General features: G+C 49.8%; 12 protein-coding genes. 9 read left to right on the top strand and 3 right to left on the bottom strand.

Annotation, left to right across the window (positions count from 1 at the left end; genetic code table 11):
- Nucleotides 1-236: 236 nt before the first annotated feature.
- Nucleotides 237-1,292, bottom strand: coding sequence for an aspartate-semialdehyde dehydrogenase (asd, locus tag NATSA_RS01470; RefSeq protein WP_210509699.1), 1,056 nt, complete (start codon nt 1,290-1,292; stop codon nt 237-239).
- 359 nt (nt 1,293-1,651) lie between these two features.
- Between asd and NATSA_RS01465 the strand changes: the two genes are divergently transcribed.
- From NATSA_RS01465 to NATSA_RS01455, 3 genes are all read left to right on the top strand, one after another.
- Nucleotides 1,652-2,590 (top strand): SDR family oxidoreductase, encoded by a 939-nt coding sequence (locus NATSA_RS01465; RefSeq protein ID WP_210509696.1) that lies wholly within the window; start codon nt 1,652-1,654, stop codon nt 2,588-2,590.
- Between the two features lie 268 nt (nt 2,591-2,858).
- Nucleotides 2,859-4,355, top strand: coding sequence for a glycine--tRNA ligase (locus tag NATSA_RS01460; RefSeq protein WP_210509693.1), 1,497 nt, complete (start codon nt 2,859-2,861; stop codon nt 4,353-4,355).
- A 137-nt stretch (nt 4,356-4,492) separates the two neighbouring features.
- A complete protein-coding gene (locus tag NATSA_RS01455; RefSeq protein ID WP_210509691.1) occupies nt 4,493-4,921 on the top strand; it encodes an FKBP-type peptidyl-prolyl cis-trans isomerase in 429 nt (142 codons plus the stop codon).
- Between the two features lie 170 nt (nt 4,922-5,091).
- Here the strand turns inward: NATSA_RS01455 and NATSA_RS01450 are convergent, their stop codons facing one another.
- Complete coding sequence (locus tag NATSA_RS01450; protein WP_210509688.1) at nt 5,092-6,138, bottom strand: LLM class flavin-dependent oxidoreductase; 1,047 nt, start codon at nt 6,136-6,138, stop codon at nt 5,092-5,094.
- 161 nt (nt 6,139-6,299) lie between these two features.
- Between NATSA_RS01450 and NATSA_RS01445 the strand changes: the two genes are divergently transcribed.
- The 6 genes from NATSA_RS01445 (at nt 6,300) to NATSA_RS01420 (ending at nt 13,067) form a co-directional block, all read left to right on the top strand.
- Nucleotides 6,300-6,983 carry a DUF2459 domain-containing protein gene (locus tag NATSA_RS01445; protein ID WP_210509686.1) on the top strand — a complete coding sequence of 228 codons (684 nt, stop codon included), beginning with the start codon at nt 6,300-6,302 and terminating at the stop codon, nt 6,981-6,983.
- A 218-nt stretch (nt 6,984-7,201) separates the two neighbouring features.
- A complete protein-coding gene (locus NATSA_RS01440) occupies nt 7,202-8,671 on the top strand; it encodes an NfeD family protein (protein WP_246481557.1) in 1,470 nt (489 codons plus the stop codon).
- A 14-nt stretch (nt 8,672-8,685) separates the two neighbouring features.
- Nucleotides 8,686-9,633: a slipin family protein gene (locus tag NATSA_RS01435; protein WP_210509683.1), complete on the top strand. Its 948-nt coding sequence runs from the start codon at nt 8,686-8,688 to the stop codon at nt 9,631-9,633.
- Nucleotides 9,633-11,210 carry a serine hydrolase gene (locus tag NATSA_RS01430; RefSeq protein ID WP_210509681.1) on the top strand — a complete coding sequence of 526 codons (1,578 nt, stop codon included), beginning with the start codon at nt 9,633-9,635 and terminating at the stop codon, nt 11,208-11,210. Before NATSA_RS01435 ends, NATSA_RS01430 begins: the two co-directional genes overlap by 1 nt.
- Before the next feature lie 168 nt (nt 11,211-11,378).
- The gene (locus NATSA_RS01425; protein WP_210509679.1) at nt 11,379-12,194 is read left to right on the top strand and encodes an undecaprenyl-diphosphate phosphatase; all 816 of its coding nucleotides are present in this window, start codon (nt 11,379-11,381) and stop codon (nt 12,192-12,194) included.
- Between the two features lie 15 nt (nt 12,195-12,209).
- The gene (locus tag NATSA_RS01420) at nt 12,210-13,067 is read left to right on the top strand and encodes an undecaprenyl-diphosphate phosphatase (RefSeq protein WP_210509677.1); all 858 of its coding nucleotides are present in this window, start codon (nt 12,210-12,212) and stop codon (nt 13,065-13,067) included.
- Between the two features lie 66 nt (nt 13,068-13,133).
- On the opposite strand, the gene NATSA_RS01415 is transcribed toward NATSA_RS01420, so the two are convergent.
- On the bottom strand, nt 13,134-15,752 hold the full coding sequence (locus NATSA_RS01415; RefSeq protein ID WP_210509675.1) for a zinc-dependent metalloprotease: 2,619 nt from the start codon (nt 15,750-15,752) through the stop codon (nt 13,134-13,136).
- Nucleotides 15,753-15,774 lie beyond the last annotated feature (22 nt).

Genomic DNA, 15,774 nt, shown 5'->3' with positions numbered 1-15,774 from the left:
GCACAGAACAACACCAGGAAATAATTAATCTGTCAGAAAGCTACTGCAAAGGTAGTGAATACTATGGCCGAAATCAATGATAAAAGCGCTTTTTTGAAACTAATCTGACGGGGCAGCTGACGGCAGATATTTTGTGGCAAATATAGAGTAATGCCGGTACAGCCACCCGGCAGGGAAAACCATGAAGCGTGGTTTTCCCCTCGGTTTTTTTAAAAAAGACAGATTTTAAAGAAATGTTATGAAAAGTAGCCTTTGGCGTGCAGAAGCTCTGCATTGAGGATGGAGCATCCAGCCGCACCGCGGATAGTATTGTGCCCGAGCGCTGTGAATGCAATATCCATCACACTGGCGTTTCTGAGCCGGCCCATTCCAACCTGCATCCCGTTTTCAGCAAGTGACTGATGACGCGGCTGCGGATAACGGAAATCTTCATAAAGCCGGACCGGTTTGGCAGGGGCAGACGGCAGGTCAAGATCAGCCAGCGGACTGTCCCATTTGCGCACGTGGTCACGTACTTCTTCAATATCTCCGGGCTTTTCTTTCAGATTTGCGGTAACCGAAAGCAGGTGTCCGTCGATGACCGGTACCCTGGCGGCGGTGGCATGAATGGGAATATCTGCAGGAATTACCTTGTTGTCTTCCAGCTTGCCCATCAGTTTCAGCGGTTCCAGTCCGATCTTGTCCTCTTCTCCGCTGATGTACGGCAATATGTTACCCAGGATGTCCAGACTCGGAACACCGGGGTACCCGGCACCGGATACCGCCTGCATGGAAGTCAGAATTACCTCTTTGATGCCGTAAGCATCGGTAATAGGTTTGAGGGCCATTACAAGCGGAATGCAAACGCAGTTGGGATTGGTAACAATAAAACCTTTGCCGTTCGGATCGAAGGTCTGATGCTTGATCAGGGCAAGGTGATCCGGATTTACCTCGGCCACCATCAAAGGTACGGTTTCATGCTGCCGGTAATTTCTGGCATTTGAAATGACCGGGATGCCGGCTGAAGCGAAGGAAGCTTCAATATCAGTTGCAACTCCGGAATCCAGCCCTGAAAAAACAAAATCCACATCCATCTCATCAGGTGTGCAGGCCGAAACAACCAGGTTGGCAATATCATCGGGCATTTCCGTTGACTCTACCCAGTTTGCAGCTTCACGGTATGTTTTACCGGCACTGCGTTCGGAGGCTCCGAGTGCCGTTACCTTGAACCACGGGTGGTTACGCAATAAATGAATGAATTTCTGACCGACTGCTCCGGTCGCACCTAATACACCAACACGATATTCTGCCATATCTCTGAAAGTTTTTTTAATTATTTTTCGAAGTTTGATATAAATTGTACCGGATGCCGATGGCTGACTGCCAGAATCGATCCGGATTTCTGAAGTGTTCAGTCCTTTATTGAAAATCACATCAGTTTGAAACAATCCGTTCCTGAATCGCCGTGAACTGGCATGATGAAACGGATGGAAGTTGCGCGAGTGTAAATATTATTGAACATTCGCACATTACAGAATAAAATATCAAATCTGTGGTGTAAAACCTACAAATTTAAGGAAATCGGGTATGATGCAGCGTCCTTCTGAACACTGAGCAGATCAAGGCAGTGAGGACGAACATTTTAAAAGTTCACCTGCGCTTTTGTACTGCAATGGATGAACCAACAGACAACTATCAGATAATGAACGAAGAAATAAAAAAAATTACGGTATTCGGAGCAACCGGGATGCTGGGCAAGCCGGTCGTCAGAGAACTGGTTAAAGCTGATTATGAGGTTACCGCGATGGTCCGGGATGCCGGACGTGCGATCCCTAAGCTTCCCGAAAATGTAAACGTCACGGAAGGGGACTTGTCGAACCGCGAGGACATTGCCGCAGCAATTCAGCATGCCGATGCCGTGTATCTTAACCTCTCCATTCGTCCGGATGTAAAAAAATACGACTCATTCATTGCTGAACGGGATGGCCTTGAAAATGTACTTGCCGGAGTGGCTGCAGTCAACGATGACGCTGCTTCCACACGAAAAATCAAGCGGGTTGGAGCCATTTCATCACTCGTGCACAGATATCAGGGGACAAATAACTTCGACTGGTGGGTATTTGAAATCAAAAAATGGGCAGCCGAAACGCTGATAAAGGCAGATGTGCCTGTATCCATTTTTTATCCCTCAAGTTTCATGGAGACATTCGACCAGGGCGGAATCATGCAGGGGCACCGGCTGATGCTTCCGGGGAAATCCCGCTGGCCCATGCACTTTATTGCCGGATCCGATTACGGCCGGATGGTGGCTGAGGCATTCCGGACAAATGACGGCAATGATTATGAATATGATATCCACGGACCGCAGGCGATGACCATGGGGGAGGCGGCCCTCGAGTTTCTGAAACACTACCGGCACGGTCCGCTCAAGATCACGAAGGTGCCGATGTGGCCGCTGAAGCTTGTGGGCATGATCAACGGAGAGGTACATTATCTTTCCAGGATCATGGAGGCGCTTAACAATTATCCGGAAGAGGGGCCTGATGAGCAGGTCTGGCAGAAATTGGGACGCCCCCGGGTAACTCTGGCTGATTATGCCCGGCGTTTATAGCACGTAATTAATGTGATTACAAATTTGGATTTATGTTGTCACATGTGTTTTATGTCGTCACATGAACCGAAGATTACGAAGTGAAATGTCATGCCCGTTTTTAATCATGTGTCTGTACATCCGATCGCCGGCCCGGTCAGGGCATTTCATCGGCATAAAAAATGCGGTATATTACGGGCTTGTCTGATGAGCAAGGCACAGCGCTGCATCATCAGGTAGTTTTTATACATTATATAATTTCCGACCGGATTTAACGCAGAAACGCATTATGGCTTCAAAAAACAGACTCGACAAGATTGTCTCCCTTTCCAAGGCACGCGGATTTATTTTTCAGTCCTCTGAAATTTACGGTGGTCTCAGTGCTGTATACGATTACGGACCGCTCGGGGTAGAGCTGAAACGCAAGCTGAACCAGGCCTGGTGGGCGTCGATGACCCAGAAGCACGAGAATATCGTCGGTCTGGATGCCGCCATTTTGATGCATCCGACCGTATGGAAGGCCAGCGGACATGTCGACAGTTTCAGCGATCCGATGATTGATGACAAGCAGTCCAAGATGCGGTACCGCGCGGATCTTCTGATCGAAGAACACATCGAAAAGCTGCATCAGAACGGAAAAGCCGAGCATGCAGCCAGGGTTCAGGAACTGCTGGATACCTCAGGCACCCGCAAGTCGCTGAATGAGGACCTCTATGATATCGTCATGCAGGAGGAGATCAAGGGTCCCGACTCCGGTGCATTTGACTGGACCGAGGTGCGGCAGTTCAATCTTATGTTCAAAACGCAGTTTGGAGCCACTGCTGCCGGCGAGGATTCGGAAGTCTACATCCGGCCGGAAACCGCTCAGGGGATATTTGTCAATTTTACCAATGCGCTTAATACAACACGCCAGCAGGTGCCGTTCGGCATCGCCCAAATCGGGAAGGCTTTCCGGAATGAAGTGGTTGCCCGGCAGTTCGTTTTCCGCATGCGCGAATTTGAGCAGATGGAAATGCAGTACTTTGTGAAGCCGGGAACGGATTCCGAAGAGTATGAGCGCTGGAAAAAAGAGCGGCTCGACTGGCACAAAAGCATCGGCATCAGACCGTCAAAACTCCGCTTCCACGATCATCCCGAAGACAAACTTGCGCACTACGCCAAGGAGGCGGTTGATGTGCAGTACGAATTTCCGATCGGCTGGCAGGAGGTGGAAGGTATCCACAACCGGACCGACTTTGATCTGGGTGCCCATCAGGAGTTTTCGGGCAAAAAGATGGAATACTTTGATCCCCGTACTCAGGAGAGATACATCCCGTATGTGGTAGAGACATCTGTCGGACTCGATCGTACCCTGCTTATGGTGCTTTGTGATGCCTATCGGGAGGAAGAGGTGCCCGGTGACAAGGAAGGAACCGTCGAAACCCGTACCGTGTTGAAGATGCATCCAAAGCTGGCACCCGTCACTGCAGGCATTTTCCCGCTCATCAAAAAGCCGGAACTTCAGGAGGTTGCCCGAAAAATTCAGAGCGAACTTTCGGAAGATTTCAAAGTTCAGTATGATGAAAAAGGATCAATCGGCAAGCGGTACCGCAGGCTGGATGAAGCCGGCACACCGTTTTGTATTACCGTTGATTTTGACGGACTTGAAGATCAGACCGTCACAATCCGGGATCGTGACTCCATGAAGCAGGAGCGGATTCCGGTCGACAAAGCAGGTGAAGTAATCCGGAGCCGCATGAAAAACTGGACACCGGATGAGGCAGATGTGGAAGCAGAAGCCGGGTAAACGCTCTTTGGAATCACCCTGCATCAAGGGCGAATCAACCCGTTTTCGTTGATCCGTCCAAAAAAAGTGAATAATATCCACCGCATTTTTATGTTACAGGTGGTAACCGATAAATACGAATCAAACCATATAATACTTTGGCTACAATTAAAGAAGGCGACACCGTAAAAGTACACTACACTGGAAAAGTATCCGATGGAACGGTTTTTGACTCTTCAAAAGAACGTGAACCACTTGAGTTCACAGTTGGAGAAGGAAAACTCATTCCCGGATTTGAGAAAGCTGTTGTCGGTATGAACCCCGGCGATACCACCACCGTAAGCATTCCCACTGAAGAAGCCTATGGCGAGAAGCGGGATGATATGGTTGTCGATGTGGAACGCAATCAGATTCCGGATGATATTGATCCGGAGGTTGGACAGCAGCTGCAGATTCAGCAGAAAGATGGCGGTGCCATCCCTGTAGTGATTACCAATGTCACAGATGATACCGTTAAGCTGGATGCAAATCATCCGCTTGCAGGTCAGGAGCTTACCTTCGAAATTGAAGTAGTCGAAGTGAAATAGCGGCCTAAGCTGCAAACAGGAAAATCCGGCTGTTGCCGGATGGTTTTATGATTTTCAAAAAAAAAAGAGCCTCCGGACGGGGCTCTTTTTTTTTGCTGTATCTCTTGCCCGGTATCACTTCTGGGCAGATTGTAACCGTCTAACCATAACAGGTTCGAAAGTCCTTAAGCTCAGGCGGTGGAACCGGCTGCGGCGGAAGTCTCTTTTCTGACAGCCGGCGCCACTTCGCTGCCGAAAAGTTCGATGGCACGGAGTACCTTTTTGTGAGGGAGACTGCCCACCGTCAATTGCATCAGAAAGCGGTGATGACCGAACAACTCATGCTGGTGCAGTATTTTGTCTGTGACTTCTGACGGACTGCCGACGATATTGGCGCCATATATGGTGCATGATGCGTCAAACTGCTCACGGGTCATCGCCGGCCAGCCCCGTTCCCGGCCGATCCGATCCATGGTCAGCTTGAATGCCGGAAAGGCATAATCCTTCGCCTGACGGGAATCCTCGGAGATAAAACCGTGAGAGTTGATGCTCACAGGTGGTGCAGGATGCCCCGCTTCTTTTGCCGCCTGCTGATGCAGTTGTACGAAAGGCGCAAACTGGGCCGGCTGTCCGCCGATAATCGCAAGAGCCATCGGTAGTCCGAGGTTGCCGGTACGAACGGCAGACTGCGGCGAACCGCCGACTGCAACCCAGAGAGGCAGCAGGTCCTGTTGCGATCGCGGATATACCGCCCTGTTATTGATAGCCGGGCGGTGTTTTCCCGACCAGGTGATGCGCTCCGACTCACGCAGTTTCATCAAAAGCTGAAGCTTCTCGGAAAAAATCTCGTCGTAATTTTCAAGATCCTGACCGAACAGCGGAAAGGACTCAATGAACGAACCGCGTCCGGCCATGATTTCGGCCCGCCCGCCTGAAATCTGGTCAAGTGTCGAAAATTGCTGAAACACCCGGACCGGATCTTCAGAGCCCAGCACGGTTACGGCACTGGTCAGACGGATATTCCGTGTTTTGGCGGCGGCTGCAGAAAGAATGACCGCAGGGGAGGATGCAAGATATTCTGAGCGATGGTGTTCGCCAATGCCAAAAACATCCAGCCCGGCCTGATCAGCCAGTTCCACCTCCTCAAGCAGGTCCTGCATGCGTTGTCCGGGGCTTCTGGTTTGGCTGCTTCCGGCAATCGGAGTATTCTCGGCAAAAGAGTAGATTCCAAGTTCCATGTGTCAAAAAATGTTTAAAGTACTTTTCGAAATATGCAGCTTTAAACACTTGCAAACCTCAAATCATTCTTATATTAAGTGAATGACAACGCAATTACGGAATGTCACTTTTTTGTGCCGGAAATGCAATTTTATTTAGTTGGTATCCTCTATAGAGAAGATTGTCACATATCGAAGAAAAAAGCTCAATATCAATAATTCTGTTTTTGCTGATGCCGGCGGTTGCTTTGGTCTTGTCCGCCTGCATGGGACCGGTGCGTGAACTCTATCCGGAAGACCCTGATGAACGGCCCATTCCTGTATACATTGTCAAGGTGGGCTGGCATGCCGGACTTGTGGTCGAGTCGGAGTATCTGAGTGACGAGTTTCCCGATCATGACCGGATGCCGGAAGCGGAACGTTTTAAAGTGGGCTGGGGGGATGATAAATATTACCCTGATCCGGATGCGTCATTCGGCATTCTGCTTCGGGCAGCCCTCTGGCCGACACGGAGTGTTTTGCATGTCGTTGGTATTGATGCTCCGGTTGAGGAAAGCTTTTCCGGATCTGAGGTTATCACCCTTCATGTCTCGGAAGAAGGCATGGATGAAATCTCAAAGTTTATTATCGACCGTTTCCGGAGGGATGATGACGGAGAAGTGGTTTATCACAGTTTCGGCCGCTACAGCAACAGTGCATTTTTCAAGGCTACCGGAAGGTATTATGTCCCCAAAACATCCAATGTCTGGACAGCCAGGGCATTGCGGCGGGCCGGCATTCCGATCACTCCGATGTACGGAGTCACGGCCGGCAATGTGATGCGGCAGGCCAGGGGTGTTGCTGCTGATGACAAAAAAATGGAATAAGGGAAGCGCATTATTACCGGCAATATGGCAATACTTAAATTCCGGCGACATTTGTACCAAGTTTTTTGGCATTTGATGCAGGGCCGGTCGTTATATTTATAAAGGAATGGTGATTGTTTGAAAACAGATGTTAAAAAAACGGTCTTGCAGAAAAACAATACTTTCATTTTGTCAAGGAACCTTACATCTTTCTGATACAGTTACTAAAGTGTATGAACATGCGAATTGTTATAGCCTCACTGTTGCTGGTTTTCGGTACGCTGCTGCTGGTGGCAGAAGATAACTTTGTTCCCGACAGGCAGAGTTTGTCGTCAATTCAGTATGCCAGAGAAGGTTCTGCACCTGATATTGTCAGAAGTACGCTTCTTTCCGGAATGCTTCAGGTTGAGGATGTGGAGGACGAATTTGAAGATTTGCCCGATGAACCCGCGCCCGTTGTTGTGGATGAACTGGATGAAGATAAGCGTCCGACTGTAAGTGTCATCACGGTTCAGGGATCTATTGGCCCGACAGTAAGCAACTACCTGTCCCGGGGACTTGAAACGGCCAGAGAGCGCGGAGACCAGATGCTGATCATGGAACTGGATACTCCCGGAGGTCTCCTCAATGTGACGCAGGATATCGTCAGAATGCTTCTGGGATCGGAGCTTCCTGTTGCCGTATATGTTTCACCGGAAGGGGCCAATGCCGGAAGTGCAGGTACGTTCATTACACTCGCAGCTCATGTAGCTGCCATGGCTCCTGCAACAAGTATCGGAGCAGCATCCCCCGTAACGATGGGAGGCGGAGAGATGGATACCGTCCAGCAAAAAAAGATTTTCAGCTATACCGAGAGTTTCATTGAAAGTGTAGCCGAGCGAAGGGATCGCAATGTCGAATGGGCGAAATCAGCTGTTCGCGACGGAGCATCAATTACAAGCTCGGAAGCGGTGGAAATCAATGTCGTGGATTTTCTTGCACAGGACCTCGATGATCTGCTCGATCAGATGCACGATTTTGAAGTTAACGGACACAAACTCAAAACACGTGACGCTGACGTAAACCGCATTGATCTGAATCTGGCCGAACTCTTTTTCGGTTTTATCATGAGACCGGAAGTCCTGCTGATCCTGACACTCGTCTCTATTTACGGTATCCTGGGTGAAATCAGCAACCCCGGTGCCATCATCCCCGGCGTTGCCGGTGTCATCGCTTTAATCCTGTTGCTTTTTGGTGTGGCAGCCATGCCTATCAATGTAGCCGGATTCCTGCTGATCGGCCTCGCCTTAATACTATTTGTGATGGAAGCTTTTACACCAACCTATGGCATTCTTCTGGGAAGCGGTGCCGTCGCGTTTTTCCTGGGCGCGTTAATGCTGTTTCAGGATTTGCCTGAGGACATGCGGTTGTCTCTTGCCTGGCTTATTCCTGCAACTATCGTCACCGTTATGTTTTTTGCACTTGTAGTTTATTACGGGCTGAGAGCCCAATTCGGGAAAACGCGTTCCGGCGTGGAAACCATGATTGGTCAGAAGGCAACCGCAATTGAAAAAATCGACCAATCACGCGGACGGGTTTCTATTTCCGGTGAAATATGGAACGCAAGAAGTGACACCCCCATCGGCAAGGGTGAACAGTGTGAAGTATTGGAAGTCCAGGGGTTGATGTTGCAGGTCCAACCCCTAAACGAATCTATAAAACAAAAATAGAACAGAGGATCACTATGCAAACACTATTTAATCTAACCGACCTGATTACCTGGGTTGTTGTTATCGTTATTTTCCTGGGAATTGTCCTGCCTCAGATGTTCAAAATCATGAGGGAATATGAGCGGGCCGTGGTTTTTCGTCTTGGAAAATTCTATATGACCAAAGGACCCGGACTTATCATTTTGATCCCTTTTATTGATAAGATTGAGCGCGTTGATCTCCGTGTTCTTACCATAAATGTGGATAAGCAGGAAATTATTACTAAAGACAATGTCACGGTTCATGTTGATGCCATCACTTTTTTCCGGGTCGTGGATGCCGAGAAAGCAATCATTAACGTTGAACAGTATCACGCTGCAACGACATGGCTGGCTCAGACAACCCTCAGAAGCGTTCTGGGTCAGGCCGAGCTGGATGAATTGCTCGCTGAGCGGGACAAAATCAACAGACAAATTCAGGAGATCATTGACCAGCATACCGACGCCTGGGGAATAAAAGTGGTCACTGTGGAAGTCCGGGATGTTGTCCTTCCTGAATCCATGCAGCGTGCGATGGCTCAGCAGGCCGAAATGGAGCGTGAACGACGCGCCAAGGTCATTAACGCACAAGGTGAATTCCAGGCCGCAGCCAAGCTTGTGGAAGCAGGTAAAATGATCGAACAAACCCCGGTGGCTCTTCAGCTGCGATTCCTGCAGACCATGTCAGAAATCGGTGATGAAAGCTCCACACACACCTTCCTGCCAATACCGATGAATTTCCTGGAAGCATTCAAGCCGACCATCCAGGATGCATCCGGGAAAAAAGCTACGGCGAATGTGGATCCCGGAGACATGGATATGGATGATCCCGGTATAGAAACGAAATCTTCCGGCAAGAAATCAGGCGGATCTGAATCCGGACAGAGCGGTAAAAAGTCCGGAGGAAGCAGAAAGAAATCGGGAGGCGGCAGCAAGGAAGAATAATGGATAAATTTCCGATTACTCCGTGGTTTCTTTTACTTGTGATTTCAGTAACAGGATGGCTCGCAGCCTGCGGGGAGGAGCGTGATCCCCTTCCCGGCGAGCCGCCATCCGGACTGACATCGTTCATTGAGGAGCATAAAACCGACTGGGATATTCCCGGCATGGCAGTTGCCATCGTACACGAAGACTCGGTGGTATATGCCCGGGGTTTCGGTGTAACACATCTTGATGATCCCGAACCGGTTGATGAACAGACAATTTTCGGTGTGGCATCCATCAGCAAGGCCTTTACTGCGGCTGCACTGGGACTGCTGGTCGAGGAAGGCCTGATCAGCTGGGATGACCCCGTAGCGGAACACCTGCCGGACTTTGAGCTGTATGATCCGCGCATCACCGATGAGCTGACCATCCGCGACGCACTTTCACACCGGAGCGGGCTCGGCCGCATGATCGGCAACCGGCTGCAGTTCATGACAAACAGAGACCGTGACGAGCTGATATACCGGCTGCGGTATCTTGAACCCGAGAAGCCGTTCCGAGAAGGATATGTTTACAACAACATGATGTATCTTGTGGCCGGGGAGATTATTCCGGCCGTTACCGGACAATCCTGGGATGATTTTGTAGCCGAACGCTTCTTCGGTCCGCTCGGAATGGAGCGAAGCAACACTTCCGTCACACAAATCGATGAAGATGACAATGCCGCCTGGCCCCATCAGGAAATCAGGGGAGAGGTGGTACCCATACCCCGGCGGAATTTCGACAATGCGGGTCCGGCCGCATCGATCAACACCAGTGTCAAAGAGCTGGCGCAGTGGGTCCGGCTGCATCTCGGGGAACCCGGAATCTACGATGGAGAAAGGCTGATCAGTCGTGATATCATGAAAGAAATGCATTCCGCACAAACGATCATACCGGTTGACGAAATGTACGGTGACCTGCGTGCTTACGGACTTGGCTGGTTTATTCAGTCGTACGAAGGCAAGCGCATCGACCGGCATGGTGGCGGAACCGATGGAATGACCACCTCGCTGGTACTGATGCCGGAGCGGGATCTGGGTATCATCGTTGTCACCAATACCTTTTCCGGTTTTCGCGATGTAGTGACCAACAAGATCATGGACCATTATCTGGGTCTTGAAGAGACCGACTGGAACAGCATCATCCTCGAGCGTTACGAAGAAAGATACCGCGAGCAGGCGGCTGAACGAGACACCATCCATCAGCTCAGGCAGCAGGATGTTCCCCCGTCACTTGAACCGGACCGTTTCACCGGAAGCTACTTCGACAATCTCTACGGTGAACTTGAGGTGCTTATGGATGATGAGGATAACCTTGTGCTGAAATTTTGGGATGACGAGGAGCTCATGGCTGATCTTCAGCACTGGGAGGGTGACCGGTACAGGGCTCACTGGCACAATCCCGCCCAGCGGGAGAAGTTTGTGGAGTTTGTGCTCGGACGGCGTGCGGTGGTCGAAGGCATCGATGTCACATTCAATCTGCGACCGAATATGATTCAGGTAGGTGCTTACCCCTCGGATTACACGCGGACAGTGCGGTACGAAAAAGTGGAGTAATGGTATAGCTGTTGATCCAAAGTTTTTTATACCCACTGAAATCGATATATTTGACGGTTCTCAAGGTATGGTTTCTGGCATGCTTTGTTTTCATGATGATGTTGATGACAGCGCCTGAAAGATTCCTTTCTAAATCAGGTGGAAAATTGGTGCAAAAAATCGGTCGATATGGATATTATTCAGGCAATATTGCTTGGACTACTGCAAGGTATTACGGAATTTTTGCCGGTCAGCAGTTCCGGTCATCTTGCTCTGGGCAGAGCTTTACTTGGAAGGGATCTTGAGCCCGGCATTACATTCGAAATTGTCGTGCATTTTGGATCCTTCTGCAGCATTGTGGTTTATTTCCGCAAAAAAATATGGGAAATACTCACTGATATTTTCAAGAGTTTTTCACCCTCCGGGATACGAAGCAAGCGATTTATAAGCGATGGCAACACACAACTGAGCTATATAATCCTGTTGAGTATGATACCTGCCGGACTTGTTGGCTTTACCATGAAAGAAAATATTGAGGCGATTTTTCTAAATCCCTTTTTTGTTTCTTGCATGCTACTGGTAACCGGTACGCTTTTGTTTTCAACAAAGTTTGTGGGCAATCCTGAGAAAGATGTGGATGTAAAACGAGGCATACTGGTCGGAGTAGCTCAGGCTTTTGCCATTCTTCCTGGAATCAGCCGCTCAGGGTCTACCATATCAGTGAGTTTATTTAGTGGAATGAGCAGGCAAAAGGCGGCCAATTTTTCATTTTTAATGGTGCTTCCGGTACTCGCTGGTGCCATGTTGCTCGAAATGATAGAAATTGCAGAAACCGGAATTGAAATGACTGCTGTTATCAGTCTGTTTGCAGGATACCTGACTTCCTTTGTTTCAGGATATTTTGCTCTTAAATATCTCATTATACTGCTTAAAAAAGAGAAGTTTCATTACTTTGCTTACTACTGCTGGACCGTCGGGATTGTCGGCATTTTTTATTTTTTCTGATAAAATGTAAGCATCATGGTACTTTGGGTCGCTATTGTCCTTGGTATTGTTCAAGGGATTTTCATGTTTTTTCCGGTTAGTTCAACAAGTCATCTGGCTCTGGCACAGCACTTTTTTATATGGACCGGTCAGGATATGCCATCGCCGGATTCCGCTGAAATGATCCTGTTTGATCTTATTGTGCATGTTGGGACACTCGTTTCTATTGCTGTTGTGTTTCGGAATAGCCTGGCGAAATTTTTGAGAGATGCAATAAATGGTTTTCTTGCAACACTAAGAATGAAACCATCTTCAAAAGATCTGCTTTTCGTTAAACTCTCTCTCTTGGGACTCTTTTCTGTGGCAGTTACCGGCATAATTGGCTATCCGATGAAGTCGCAGTTTGAAAATGTATTTGCGCACCCACTATTGATGAGTTTGACGCTTGTGATTACTGGGCTGCTTTTGTGGTGGACAGACATTCTGCCTGAACGAAAAATTGGACTACGTGAAATTGGCTTTGGTGTTGCACTTGTAATAGGAGTTGGCCAGGGGTTAGCTTTGATACCCGGATTCAGCCGCAGTGGACTGACTATAGCATTTGCACTTTTTGCGGGACTAAAAAGACGGTGGGCTGCTGAATACAGTTTCTTTATCGCATTTCCAACAATCCTTGGGGCAACCTTACTGCAGGCTATGGAGGTTGTTGGTTATGGGAGCAAAATTACAATTGGATTTCCAGCTCTTGCAACCGGATTTATTGTATCAGCGCTTGTCGGTATTGCAGCCCTGTATCTCGTTGTTCATATGCTTTATAAGGCAAAATTCCGTTTTTTTTCCTACTATGTTTGGTGTCTGGCGCTCGGAATCATCGTATCTCATTTAATATTATGATTGTTGATGATGCCGGAGTCACCCAATTCTGTGCGTTTGCGAAATTATTGATAACAACTGAGTCAATTATCCCCCAAGCGGAAACATGTCCGGCATGGGCGGAGCAGGACGAACCGAAGGTTCGAATGTTCCGTCCTGCAGAAATCGCCCAATATCCTCTTTCATCTGAGAATATTGGGCGATATCTGTATAATTTTTGAAATCCCGTTCCCCGGACGCGGTTTGCAGCCCTTCCAGTTTTTCATCCAGATGTCCGGCAATCATGCGAAGCATCCAGGTCGTCGCAGCCCTGGCCTCGGATACCGAATTTTCATTTTTTGCGGAACTCATCAGTTCCTCAATATACATCCGCTGCGTTGCGCGAAGTATTGCGGGCCGACCGGCCTTGTCAAAACCGGACTCAAATTCGAAAAGATGATCATACAGCGTCACAAGAACCTCCTCGAGAGCAGGCATTTCGGGATTCCTGTCATGAAATGAAACAACACGTGCCGTGCGTTGCGGCAGCAGGATTTCCGAAAATATGCGGGACGTGAGCGCACGTACGTATTCAAGCTGGTCTGCGGCCGGACTTGCCGGTGTTGTAAACGACCGCTCATCATGATTGAATCCCCACGGAGAGGGGGCCATCAGTTTCATGATACGCTCCGGAACGGCAAGCTCGTCGGGATGAAGCGTTTCGAGAACTGCCTGCAGCGCTTTTCGTTGTTTTTCCGCCGGAATCAGCCTCGTCGGTTCTTGTCCGTCTCCCCGCAGAGCGTAACGAAACTCCATCCCCCCAATGTGTTTAATCATCGATGAGAGGATAAACCGGTGGTGGACATAGACAGGTGCAAACCGTTCACGCAAAAGGGAATAGGGTTCCCCATCCCGAACGGCCCGCTCATCGAAATGCTCCATTAAAAAACTCCGCACTTCCATGGCCTCCTCAAGCTCCCTGAACGGATCTTCAGCCCTGGTCCAGGCATGTACTTTCGGATAGGATCCGAACGGGCGGGTGTGCGGTGCACTGATATGATACAGGTCTTTGTCCAGTCCTTCCTGAATGATGGTTTCCAGACCCTCCTTCTCTTCATCAGGGTCAAATTGTGTGTATCCCCAACGGATCGAAAGGGTGTCAAAAGCACCGGGTCCGGGTTCATAGGCACGGCTCAGGTCAAGTTTGCCATCGCGTAAACGTATTTTTGCAGCGGGGTAATCCATCACGGATGCCCGTCCCATGCTTTCGGCGGCAAAGTTGTGAGCCAGTCCCAATGTGTGGCCAAGCTCGTGGGCAGCATGCTGACGCCTTCTGGCCATTACGAACTCTTCGGCGTCCACCTCGGAATCCAGTCCGGCCATCCATTCCATTGCGCCCTCACTGTCCATAGAACCAAACGGCTCCATGGCATCCAGTGCAGGGATCAATCCGGCATACTGATTGTAATTGACCAGGGACCGGTGCGAATCCATCCGCACTGCCGCCTTGATGATTTCTCCGGTGCGGGGATCACGGAATGTCGGTCCGATAGAGGCACCTGCTTCGGAACGATGTACCCACATGACTACATTGTAGCGGGCATCCATCGGATTCATGTCTTCGGGCATATCCCTGAGTTCAAATGCATTGATAAACCCAGCCTCTTCAAAAACTCCGTTGAACCACTCCATCCCGTCACGGAAAGCGGTGCGGTAGGGCTCCGGAATGGCGGGATCCAGGTAGTAGACGATCGGCTCAACAGGCTCTGAGAGTTCGGCTTCGGGATCCTTTTTCTCCAGCCGGTGGCGGACGGCATAACGGGTGATCAGATCTTCATCAAACCCCTTGGAGTAGTCATAAAAAGAGATGTTGAGATAGCCACCCCGGGGGTCATATTCACGCGGACGGAAGTTGTCATCCGGCAGTTTCACGAATGAGTGGTGCTGGCGCATGGTCACGGAGCGTCCGTCCGGCGCATGCCTGCGAAGGCGCCATGCCGGGTCACTGGCGGTGTATGTGATCGCAGCCTGCACTTCGGTATTCTCCGGAAACGCATCTGTTCCGGCCGGGTGGATGTGGCTTCTGGAGGTCTCCACGCTGAAGTTTCCGAGGTTCCTGGCGCGGAAAAGCCGCCGGACATCAAAGGTATCCCGGAGGAAATAGGATGTGGCATCGATGAGATAGTTTCCCTCTGTTTCGGCGACGATGTCGAAAGATCCGACAATGGATACGGGAAATGACTCTTCGACAGACCGGGCCAGCTGCGGCTGACCGGGATCGGTTGACACAAACTGCGTGTTGGACAGAACAAGGCTGATCCCGGATCCGGTCCGCTGAAATCGTGCGATGTGCTCATTTCCTATCTGGGCCCGGTCGAGGCGGGGGCCGTTCATGCCGCCGCCGGTTGCCATGCTGTTCAGGTAGAGAAACTCCCGGCCCAGCCGTTCAGCCGGAATCTCCATGTACAGTGAGCCCGAGCCCTCATCCAGATACAAGGGGAAAAATCCGTCTTTTTTCTCAAGAGATTCGGTGTAATCCGGGATGGATGGAGCTGTATCCGGCGATTGTGATGTTTCCCGGCCCGGCCGGTCGCCGGCACCGCTGGTACTGTTTTGACGGACACCGTCTTCCGGAGCGAAAACGGCACATGAGCTGATGTGGCTGAAGCTTATAAATATGAAAACAAGCGCAAAAGTGATTTTGCGGAATAATAATTTTGTAGTCATGAGATAAACGCGGCAGTTTATT

The sequence above is a fragment of the Natronogracilivirga saccharolytica genome, assembly GCF_017921895.1.
Lineage (GTDB): Bacteria > Bacteroidota > Rhodothermia > Balneolales > Natronogracilivirgulaceae > Natronogracilivirga > Natronogracilivirga saccharolytica.
Note: the sequence above shows the minus strand (reverse complement) of the source record. Positions and strands in the feature narration are given on the sequence as shown.